This window comes from Pantoea sp. CTOTU49201, assembly GCF_032054795.1.
Taxonomy (GTDB): Bacteria; Pseudomonadota; Gammaproteobacteria; order Enterobacterales; family Enterobacteriaceae; genus Pantoea; species Pantoea symbiotica.
In genome coordinates, this window is record NZ_DAMBSA010000169.1 from 1 (window position 1) to 9281 (window position 9281).

Here is a 9281-nt window from a genome sequence, read left to right on the forward strand (position 1 = left end):
CAGCAAGGTGACAGGTTTAAATAGCCAGCGTTGCCATTGCGGACCGCGGTATGAAGCATCGACGTAGAGCCAGCCGGAAAAAAGTACGGCAAGGAAAGACCAAAGCATTTTTTCTCCCTTTTCTGGACGAAATGTCCGCCAGTTTGATGAATTTTCCCAAAATCACCCTCTCAGTGTAAGTTACCGCCGCCAAATGTGACAATCAGCCGACTCTGGTTGTATGCTTTGTCGTCTTTACCCGTTCCGAATTAACGCAAAGCACGAGATAAATCATGAGCAAACCACCGCTAATCTTTTTCATCGTACTGGCCATTATTGCCGTTTTGGCGACCCGTCAGTTTATTAAACAGCGCCGCGAAACGGCGGTGAACGATGCCTCGCCGGTGCGCTCGCTGAGCGTGGAAGTGAAAACCAAACGCGAATTTCCGTCGCCTAATCGCCGTTCACGTCAGCGCGAAGAGATTGTGGCGGAAGATATGAAGTATGAAGCCTGGTTCCATCCGCTGAACGGTGCCAGCGATATTAAAGTGACGGTGAACGCGAACGAGTATCACCAGATCGATAAGGGCGCGAAGGGCGAGTTGAAGATGAAGGGCACGCGTTTCGTAAGTTTTACCCCGGTCCCGTAGGGTCGCCATTCATGGCGACCTGGTTATATGCCGCACGATCATGGCGACCTGGCCACAAACCGCACAATCATGGCAACCTCGCTATAAGCCACACGAACCTACATCTTCGGATAATGCTTTTTCTGCCACGCCAGCAGCTCAAACACGCCAAAGAAGAAGATTTTCGCCTGGGTTACGCCGCTCAGTTTCGGCGCGTCTTTTGGCTGGGTCGCGCGCAGCAACACCAGCTGCAGGCCGTGCATAATCACCATAAAGAACAGCGCTACGTGCACGAAATAGCGCAGCGGCGTTGGGAAAGGTTGCACCAGATTGAGCAGTAAAAAGGCCCAGACGCAAATCATCAGCAAACGTCCCAAATTAAGCCACATCGTGCGTCTCCTGTTGACGTTGATAAAGGCGATAAGCCACCTGACCGGCAATCTTCTCGCGGTACAAATCCCAATTCGCGGGTGCTACGGGGGTGCCGTTTTCCACTTCACTCTCGACATAAATCAGCGCTTCAGCCGCTAACCAGCCATTCTGTTCCAGCAGCGTCAACGTTTCCTGTAACAACCCTTTACGAAACGGCGGATCGACAAACACTACGTCAAACGGCTCGCCAGGCTGGCTCAGCCACTGCAGCGTGTTGGTTTGCACCACCTTGGCCTGTGTGGCACGCAGCGTTTGCAGGTTCTGCGACAGCTGTTGCGCCACTGAACGCTCCAGCTCCAGCAGCGTAGCCGAAGCGGCATAACGAGACAGCGCTTCCAGCCCTAACGCGCCGCTACCGGCGAAGCAATCGAGGCAGCGCGCTTCCTGAATATCCGGTGCCAGCCAGTTGAACAGGGTTTCACGTACGCGATCGGTGGTGGGGCGCAAACCTGCGCTATCCGGCACCGGTAATTTACGGCCGCGCCACTGACCGCCAATGATGCGGATCTGTCCAGCGCTGCTGCTGCGGGGGGATTTACTCATTTCGCTCACAACTCGTCATAATTTGTTGCGTAGTTTAACGGGCGTAGCGGGCAGAAGAAACGTTAAAAAAGGGTGCTGTGGTGCGCTGGCTGGAAAGTGTTAGACTACTGAGTTGGTATAGCGCGCGTAATTACCTGATTTTTACGCCGCTCACCCGCTTAAAATTGAATATTTTATCCCCTGGGAACAAGCGTGCTACCGGGAATAAGCCATCGAGGAGTAGGGTCACACAATGGCAAAAGAGAAAAAACGCGGCTTTTTTTCCTGGTTAGGCTTTGGCAAAGAAGAAGAGACGCAACAACCTGCTGAAGAGCAGCAGCAAACCACCGAGGTGGTCGCTGAGCCTGCCGTTGAAGAGAGTGCGCTCGATCGTGCCGAAGCGCAGGCTGTCGAAACCGTCGCCGTCACCGAGCAGGTGGCGGAACAGCAGCAGGTTGAACCGGAACTGATTGAAGAGCCGGTTATCGAGCCGCAGGAACCTGAACCGGTTACAGCAATCGTTGAAGAAGTGCTGCCGGAAGAGATAACGCAGCCGGATGTGGCACCAATCGAAGAAGAGCCGCAGCGGGAAGAGCTGGCGCTTGATGAGCCAGAACGGGATGAAGAAGCGCCTTTAACCGATGAAGAACTGGAAGCGCTGGCGTTAGCGGAAACCTATGCGGAAGATGCCGAGCTAGCCGAAGCTACGCAGGATACCGTGAGCGATCTGCCTCTGGCCGCTGCGCCGATGATTGCGCAGGAGCAGGAACGTCCTACCAAAGAGGGCTTTTTCGCCCGTCTGAAACGCAGCCTGGTCAAAACCCGTGAAAACCTCGGTTCAGGTTTTATTGGCCTGTTTCGCGGTAAGAAAATCGATGACGATCTGTTTGAAGAGCTGGAAGAGCAGCTGCTGATTGCCGACGTTGGCGTTGAAACCACGCGCCGCATCATCACCAATCTGACACAACAGGCCAATCGCAAGCAGCTGCGCGATGCCGAAGCGCTGTATGGCCTGCTGAAAGCTGAAATGTCCGGCATTTTGGAAAAAGTGGATCAGCCGCTGGAAGTGGGTGGCAAAACGCCATTCGTCATCCTGATGGTTGGCGTCAACGGCGTGGGTAAAACTACCACCATCGGTAAGCTGGCGCGTCAGTATCAGGCGCAAGGCAAATCGGTAATGCTGGCAGCGGGTGATACCTTCCGTGCCGCCGCCGTTGAGCAGCTGCAGGTTTGGGGCCAGCGCAACAACATTCCTGTGGTGGCGCAGCACACCGGTGCTGATTCAGCCTCGGTGATTTTTGACGCCATTCAAGCCGCCAAGTCGCGCAATGTGGATGTACTGATCGCCGATACCGCCGGTCGCCTGCAGAACAAATCGCACCTGATGGAAGAACTGAAGAAAATTACCCGCGTGATGAAGAAGCTGGATGAAGATGCACCGCATGAAGTGATGCTGACGCTCGACGCCAGCACCGGGCAAAACGCCATCAGCCAGGCCAAACTGTTCCATGAAGCGGTGGGCCTGACCGGCATCACCCTGACGAAACTGGATGGCACCGCCAAAGGCGGCGTGATCTTCTCGGTTGCCGATCAGTTCGGCATTCCGATTCGTTATATCGGTGTTGGGGAAGGCATCGAGGATTTACGGCCGTTTAAGGCCGCAGACTTTATTGAGGCACTGTTTGCCCGAGAGGAATGATTGGGATGATTCGCTTTGAAGAGGTCAGTAAAGCTTACCTGGGTGGACGTCAGGCGCTGCAGGGAGTGGATTTCCATCTGCGTCCCGGCGAAATGGCGTTCCTGACCGGCCATTCCGGCGCGGGGAAAAGTACCTTACTGAAGCTGATTTGTGGCATTGAGCGCCCGAGCGCCGGGCAGATCTGGTTTAGCGGCCACGATATTTCGCGTCTGCGTCACAGCGAAGTGCCTTTCCTGCGACGTCAGATCGGCATGATTTTCCAGGATCACCATTTGTTGATGGATCGTTCGGTCTACGACAACGTAGCGATTCCGCTGATCATTTCCGGTGCCAGCGGCGAAGATATTCGTCGTCGCGTGTCGGCAGCGCTGGATAAAGTCGGCCTGCTCGACAAAGCGAAAAGCTATCCGATTCAGCTCTCTGGCGGTGAACAGCAGCGTGTCGGCATTGCTCGCGCGGTGGTGAACAAGCCTGCGGTGCTGCTGGCGGATGAACCCACCGGTAACCTCGACAACGCGCTGTCGGAAGACATCCTGCGCCTGTTTGAAGAGTTCAACCGCGTTGGCGTCACGGTGTTAATGGCAACGCACGATGTCGGGCTGATTGCACGCCGGAATTACCGCGTGATGACGCTCAATCAGGGACGTCTGCACGGAGGCCACGATGGTCAATAAACGCAACAAGCGCGCACCTGCGCCGAAAGCGAAGCAGCCTTCTAAAAGCAAGGCGCTGAAAGGCGGCTGGCAGGAGCAGTGGCGCTATGCGCTGCGCGGCACGTTGTCGGATATGTGGCGTCAGCCGCTGGCGACGCTGCTGACGGTGATGGTGATCGCCATTTCCCTGACACTGCCAAGCGTGTGCTACATGGTGTGGAAGAACGTAAGCCAGGCGGCGACGCAGTGGTATCCCGCGCCACAGTTAACGGTTTATCTGGATAAAGCGCTGGATGATACCGCAGCGGAGAACGTTACCGCGCAGCTCAAGCAGCTCGACGGCGTGGATAACGTCAATTACCTGACCCGTGAAGAAGCGCTGAATGAGTTCCGTAACTGGTCTGGTTTTGGTGGTTCGATGGATATGCTGGAGCAGAATCCGCTGCCGGCGGTGGCTATCATCACGCCGAAACTCAATTTCCAGAATTCGGACACCATGGCGAATCTGCGCGATCGCGTCGCGAAAGTGCAGGGCGTTGATGAAGTGCGCATGGATGACAGCTGGTTCGCGCGTTTAGCAGCGTTAACCGGGCTGGTGGGGCAGATTGCCTCAATGATTGGCCTGCTGATGGTGGTCGCTGTATTCCTGGTGATTGGCAACAGCGTGCGGCTCAGCATCTTTGCGCGGCGCGATACCATTAACGTGCAGAAGCTGATTGGTGCCACCGACGGCTTTATCCTGCGTCCCTTCCTGTACGGCGGTGCGCTGTTAGGCTTTGGTGGCGCGGTGCTGTCGCTGCTGCTCTCCGAAGTGCTGGTGTTGCGCCTGCAATCGGTGGTGGCGCAAGTGGCAACGGTATTCGGTACCACCTTTGTGCTGGAAGGTTTTTCCTGGGACGAAGGGCTGCTGTTACTGCTGATCGCCGCCATCATCGGCTGGATTGCTGCCTGGCTGGCAACGGTACAACATTTACGCCGTTTTACGCCGCAGTAACCAAAAGCAACGTTTTTTGATATACTCTTCCTCTGCTGCCGACGACCTGGGAGCAGAGGAATTCTCCTATTTCCCCCGCCGTCATCTGTGTGTAAAATATTCACTGCTATAATTGAACTTGTGGATAACTTTGTCGTCCAAGTAGCACAGATTGCTTCTGGTTTTATCGTGACGTTGACATAATGTAGCGTCTGCGCAAAATACCGTGCAGCAAGTCCATTGAATTTGTGAGGGTTTGAATGACCAAAGAAATGCAAACTTTAGCGATTGCTCCTCTGGGTAACCTGGAATCTTACGTCCGGGCTGCCAACAACTGGCCGGTGCTGACGGCAGAAGAGGAAAAAGCATTGGCTGAGCGGCTGCATTACCAGGGCGATCTGGATGCAGCTAAGACGCTGATCCTGTCTCACCTGCGCTTTGTTGTTCATATTGCTCGTAACTACTCCGGTTACGGCTTGCCGCAGGCAGACCTGATTCAGGAAGGTAACATCGGCCTGATGAAGGCGGTGCGTCGCTTCAATCCTGAAGTCGGCGTGCGTCTGGTGTCGTTTGCCGTGCACTGGATTAAAGCTGAGATTCACGAATACGTGCTGCGTAACTGGCGTATTGTGAAAGTCGCGACCACCAAAGCTCAGCGTAAGCTGTTCTTTAACCTGCGTAAAAGCAAACAGCGTCTCGGTTGGTTCAACCAGGACGAAGTGGAAATGGTCGCACGCGAGCTGGGCGTGAGCAGCAAAGACGTGCTGGAAATGGAATCGCGCATGGCCGCGCAGGATATGACTTTCGACATGTCTTCAGATGATGAAGCAGGCGAAGGCAAATCAATGGCGCCCGTGCTGTATCTGCAGGATAAAACCTCTGACTTTGCCGATGGCATCGAAGAGGACAACTGGGATGCACATGCGGCGGATAAGCTGAGCGATGCGATGCTGAGCCTCGACGAGCGTAGTCAGGATATTATCCGTGCCCGCTGGCTGGACGATGACAACAAAACCACGCTGCAGGAGCTGGCCGACAAATACGGCGTCTCTGCAGAGCGCGTGCGTCAGTTGGAAAAGAACGCCATGAAGAAATTGCGTGTGGCGATTGAAGCCTGATAATTTTCAGCTGCAAAAATGGGGCGACTTTTAAGTCGCCCTTTTTATTGGCTGGTCGCCATGAATGGCGATCCTACGACAAACGGTGCGGCCGATCGCACAAACATATTTCATTTAACCCAACCATCAGCCTGCGCACGAAAACCACAAGCCTGCATAAACGCCGCGCGCACGCCCTGATCGGCGTCGCCGTCATCGGCAATCCACCAATCTGCTAACGCGCTGTTATGCGCCATCGTCTCTTCCAGCAAGTATTGTCCCACGCCACGTCGACGCGTGACTTCACGCACGTTGATATGGGTGATTTTCCCCTGCGTGCCGCTGATGGTCAGCTGTAGCGCCGCCAGCAATCTGTCGTTAAAACGCGCCGCATACAGACGCTGCGTGTCGCTGAGTTGCGCTTCCAGTTGCACAATATCGATTTCCGGCCAGACTTTAGCTAAATCGATACGATCCTGAGCGGTTAACGATGCTAAGCGCTGGATTGTCAGCTTCATACCTAATACCTGTACTAGTGCAAAGGCGATAGTGTAGCGAATTTAGACAGTCAGAGCGCTGTCACTTTTTTCTGATGAAAATAGGTCAAATGCCAGCCAGTTTGCCAGGATTGTGGAGTAAGCCATCAATGATAGCCGAAAAAGCCAGCATAACGCGCTGGTATCCTGCTGAAAAATCGGCCATAACAACCAGACGATTCTGCTGATCCACTCAGCCAATTCTGAATATGTCAGTTGATTTACAGAAGAAAGTTCCTGTTTAATAACCTGAAAAATAAAGCCTTATTACCTATAAATGCCAGAAAAGCGTGCTAACCCATTATTGCAGAATGAGTTTTCCTCTTTGACTGGCAGAAAATAAACAATCACAACAAACACGACACAACAGATGGGGAAGTTCGCATGAAAATGAGTAAAGGACGCGCATTACTGGCGGGCTGCGTTGCCCTGGCGATGAGCCATGCGGCGCTGGCGAAAGACATTAAAATTGCCATCGTAGGCGCATCAACCGGTCCGGTCGCGCAGTACGGTGACATGCAGTTTACCGGTGCCGCGCAAGCGATTAAGGACATCAACGCCAAAGGCGGCGTTAACGGTGACAAACTGGTTGGCGTGGAATATGACGATGCCTGTGACCCGAAACAAGCGGTTGCGGTTGCCAACAAAGTGGTTAACGACGGCATTAAATACGTTATCGGCCATCTTTGCTCCTCCTCTACTCAGCCTGCTTCAGACATCTATAACGACGAAGGCGTGCTGATGATCACCCCAGCCGCGACCGCGCCAGAACTGACTGCGCGTGGCTATGCTGATGTGCTGCGTACTACCGGTCTGGATTCCGATCAGGGCCCAACGGCGGCGACCTACATCCTCGACCACATCAAACCAAAACGTATCGCTGTGGTGCATGACAAGCAGCAATATGGTCAGGGTCTGGCGGAATCCGTGCAGAAAACCCTGAAAGCCAAAGGCGGCAACGTGGTGCTGTTTGAAGGTATCACCGCCGGTGATAAAGACTTCTCCACGCTGATTGCGCGCCTGAAGAAAGAGAACGTCGATTTCGTTTACTACGGCGGTTACTACCCGGAGCTGGGCCAGATTCTGCGTCAGGCAAAATCCGCAGGCCTGAATGCCGGCTTCATGGGTCCGGAAGGCGTGGGCAACGCTTCTCTGTCTAACATCGCCGGTGATGCGTCTGAAGGCCTGTTTGTAACGCTGCCGAAGCGCTACGACCAGCTGCCAGAGAACAAAGCGATTGTTGATGCGATCAAAGCCAACACCGCGTCGAATCGCAAAGATCCAACCGGTCCGTTCGTCTGGACCACCTACGCGGCGATTCAGTCGCTGGTGGCCGGTATCGAGCGCAGCAAGAGCGATGAGCCCGATGCAATTGCTAAGAACCTGAAAGCAGGTGCTGCCGTTCCAACCGTAATGGGCAACCTGAATTGGGATGAGAAAGGCGATCTGAAAGGCTTCGAATTTGGTGTCTTCAAATGGCACAAAGACGGCTCTTCTACCGCAGTTAAGTAATCCCCCCAAATTCCCTCTCCCGCGCGCGGGGGAGGGAATTATTCAGCTCCAGAGCAGGTCCTCACTATGTCCGAGCAGTTTCTCTATTTCATTCAGCAGATGTTCAACGGGGTTACCCTCGGGAGCACCTACGCGCTGATCGCCATCGGTTACACCATGGTTTACGGCATTATCGGCATGATCAACTTCGCCCACGGCGAGGTGTACATGATCGGTAGCTATGTCTCCTTTATCGTGATTGCCGCCCTGATGATGATGGGCATCGATACCTCGTGGCTGATGATCGCCGCCGGTTTCGTGATGGCGGTGATCATCTCCAGCGCTTATGGCTGGAGCATCGAACGCGTGGCGTACAAGCCGGTGCGATCGTCCAAGCGCCTGATCGCGCTGATCTCCGCGATCGGTATGTCGATCTTCCTGCAGAACTACGTCAGCCTGACGCAAGGCTCGCGCGATCTCGCGCTGCCAAGCCTGATCACCGGCCAGTGGACGCTGGGCGAGAGCAACGGCTTTGCTGCCACGCTCTCCACCATGCAACTGGTGATTTGGGTAGTGACCTTCCTGTCGATGCTGGCGCTAACGCTGTTTATCCGTTATTCGCGCATGGGCCGCGCATGCCGCGCCTGCGCAGAAGACCTGAAAATGGCCAGCCTGCTGGGCATCAACACCGACCGTGTTATCTCTCTCACCTTTATCATTGGTGCGGCGATGGCGGCGGTGGCGGGCGTATTACTCGGTCAATTCTATGGTTCCATTAACCCGTTCATCGGCTTTATGGCCGGGATGAAAGCCTTCACCGCTGCGGTATTGGGCGGCATCGGCAGTATTCCAGGCGCGATGATTGGCGGCCTGGTGCTGGGTATTGCGGAAGCGCTGACCTCAGCATATCTGTCGACAGAATATAAAGATGTGGTCTCCTTCGCGCTGCTGATCGTGGTGCTGCTGGTGATGCCAACCGGGATTCTTGGCCGTCCGGAAGTGGAGAAAGTATGAAACGCCTCGGTTTGGTCAACGCCGTGATCTCCACGGTGATGTTGCTGATTCTCGCGACCTTCTTTATGGGCGTGCGCCTCGATCTGGACGGCACCAAACTGGTGGTCGCCAACGCAGGCGCGGTGCGCTGGAACTGGATTTTCATTGGTTGTGCGGTGGTATTTGTCTTCCAGCTGCTGCGTCCGCTGGTACAGGGTAAATTCAAGCGCAGCGGCAAAGGTTTTGTCCTGCCGGGCTTTGATGGATCGACGCCAAA

General features: G+C 54.6%; 11 protein-coding genes and 1 pseudogene. 8 read left to right on the plus strand and 4 right to left on the minus strand.

The genetic code is table 11. The features are described 5' to 3' along the window. Window positions 1-108 (minus strand): annotated as a pseudogene (locus RTY00_RS13080) (lysoplasmalogenase); the annotation flags it as partial. 164 nt (window positions 109-272) lie between these two features. On the opposite strand from RTY00_RS13080, the gene RTY00_RS13085 reads away from it, so the two are divergent. After that, on the plus strand, window positions 273-629 hold the full coding sequence (locus RTY00_RS13085; RefSeq protein WP_312664745.1) for a DUF2500 domain-containing protein: 357 nt from the start codon (window positions 273-275) through the stop codon (window positions 627-629). 98 nt (window positions 630-727) lie between these two features. Here RTY00_RS13085 and RTY00_RS13090 read toward each other — a convergent pair whose 3' ends face one another. Both RTY00_RS13090 and rsmD read right to left on the minus strand, forming a co-directional pair. After that, a complete protein-coding gene (locus tag RTY00_RS13090) occupies window positions 728-997 on the minus strand; it encodes a DUF1145 family protein (RefSeq protein ID WP_008109883.1) in 270 nt (89 codons plus the stop codon). Further along, window positions 987-1583 carry a 16S rRNA (guanine(966)-N(2))-methyltransferase gene (gene rsmD, locus RTY00_RS13095; protein ID WP_008109884.1) on the minus strand — a complete coding sequence of 199 codons (597 nt, stop codon included), beginning with the start codon at window positions 1581-1583 and terminating at the stop codon, window positions 987-989. Before rsmD ends, RTY00_RS13090 begins: the two co-directional genes overlap by 11 nt. Window positions 1584-1815: 232 nt before the next feature. Between rsmD and ftsY the strand changes: the two genes are divergently transcribed. The 4 genes from ftsY to rpoH all read left to right on the plus strand — a co-directional run bounded on the left by ftsY (window position 1816) and on the right by rpoH (window position 6005). Further along, the gene (ftsY, locus tag RTY00_RS13100) at window positions 1816-3261 is read left to right on the plus strand and encodes a signal recognition particle-docking protein FtsY (RefSeq protein WP_312664747.1); all 1446 of its coding nucleotides are present in this window, start codon (window positions 1816-1818) and stop codon (window positions 3259-3261) included. Window positions 3262-3266: 5 nt separating this feature from the next. Beyond that, window positions 3267-3935, plus strand: a complete 669-nt coding sequence (ftsE, locus tag RTY00_RS13105) for a cell division ATP-binding protein FtsE (RefSeq protein ID WP_008109888.1) — start codon at window positions 3267-3269, stop codon at window positions 3933-3935. Further along, window positions 3925-4908, plus strand: coding sequence for a permease-like cell division protein FtsX (ftsX, locus tag RTY00_RS13110; protein ID WP_008109891.1), 984 nt, complete (start codon window positions 3925-3927; stop codon window positions 4906-4908). The genes ftsE and ftsX overlap by 11 nt, the downstream gene beginning before the upstream one ends. A gap of 239 nt (window positions 4909-5147) precedes the next feature. Continuing rightward, complete coding sequence (gene rpoH, locus RTY00_RS13115; protein ID WP_008109892.1) at window positions 5148-6005, plus strand: RNA polymerase sigma factor RpoH; 858 nt, start codon at window positions 5148-5150, stop codon at window positions 6003-6005. Between the two features lie 110 nt (window positions 6006-6115). Here the strand turns inward: rpoH and panM are convergent, their stop codons facing one another. Then, the gene (gene panM / locus RTY00_RS13120) at window positions 6116-6502 is read right to left on the minus strand and encodes an aspartate 1-decarboxylase autocleavage activator PanM (protein WP_312664748.1); all 387 of its coding nucleotides are present in this window, start codon (window positions 6500-6502) and stop codon (window positions 6116-6118) included. A 402-nt stretch (window positions 6503-6904) separates the two neighbouring features. Between panM and RTY00_RS13125 the strand changes: the two genes are divergently transcribed. The 3 genes from RTY00_RS13125 to RTY00_RS13135 form a co-directional block, all read left to right on the plus strand. Then, the gene (locus RTY00_RS13125; RefSeq protein ID WP_008109896.1) at window positions 6905-8032 is read left to right on the plus strand and encodes a branched-chain amino acid ABC transporter substrate-binding protein; all 1128 of its coding nucleotides are present in this window, start codon (window positions 6905-6907) and stop codon (window positions 8030-8032) included. 66 nt (window positions 8033-8098) lie between these two features. Beyond that, a complete protein-coding gene (livH, locus tag RTY00_RS13130; protein WP_008109897.1) occupies window positions 8099-9025 on the plus strand; it encodes a high-affinity branched-chain amino acid ABC transporter permease LivH in 927 nt (308 codons plus the stop codon). Beyond that, window positions 9022-9281: DUF3382 domain-containing protein (locus RTY00_RS13135; RefSeq protein ID WP_312664750.1), on the plus strand; the 260-nt coding region annotated here is incomplete at its 3' end. The genes livH and RTY00_RS13135, both read left to right, overlap by 4 nt.

Excerpts from the sequence above, each read along its gene's own strand:
- RTY00_RS13085 (WP_312664745.1), top strand. The coding sequence starts at position 273 with ATGAGCAAACCACCGCTAATCTTTTTCATCGTACTGGCCATTATTGCC.
- RTY00_RS13090 (WP_008109883.1), bottom strand. The coding sequence starts at position 997 with ATGTGGCTTAATTTGGGACGTTTGCTGATGATTTGCGTCTGGGCCTTT.
- rsmD (WP_008109884.1), bottom strand. The coding sequence starts at position 1,583 with ATGAGTAAATCCCCCCGCAGCAGCAGCGCTGGACAGATCCGCATCATT.
- ftsY (WP_312664747.1), top strand. The coding sequence starts at position 1,816 with ATGGCAAAAGAGAAAAAACGCGGCTTTTTTTCCTGGTTAGGCTTTGGC.
- ftsE (WP_008109888.1), top strand. The coding sequence starts at position 3,267 with ATGATTCGCTTTGAAGAGGTCAGTAAAGCTTACCTGGGTGGACGTCAG.
- ftsX (WP_008109891.1), top strand. The coding sequence starts at position 3,925 with ATGGTCAATAAACGCAACAAGCGCGCACCTGCGCCGAAAGCGAAGCAG.
- rpoH (WP_008109892.1), top strand. The coding sequence starts at position 5,148 with ATGACCAAAGAAATGCAAACTTTAGCGATTGCTCCTCTGGGTAACCTG.
- panM (WP_312664748.1), bottom strand. The coding sequence starts at position 6,502 with ATGAAGCTGACAATCCAGCGCTTAGCATCGTTAACCGCTCAGGATCGT.
- RTY00_RS13125 (WP_008109896.1), top strand. The coding sequence starts at position 6,905 with ATGAAAATGAGTAAAGGACGCGCATTACTGGCGGGCTGCGTTGCCCTG.
- livH (WP_008109897.1), top strand. The coding sequence starts at position 8,099 with ATGTCCGAGCAGTTTCTCTATTTCATTCAGCAGATGTTCAACGGGGTT.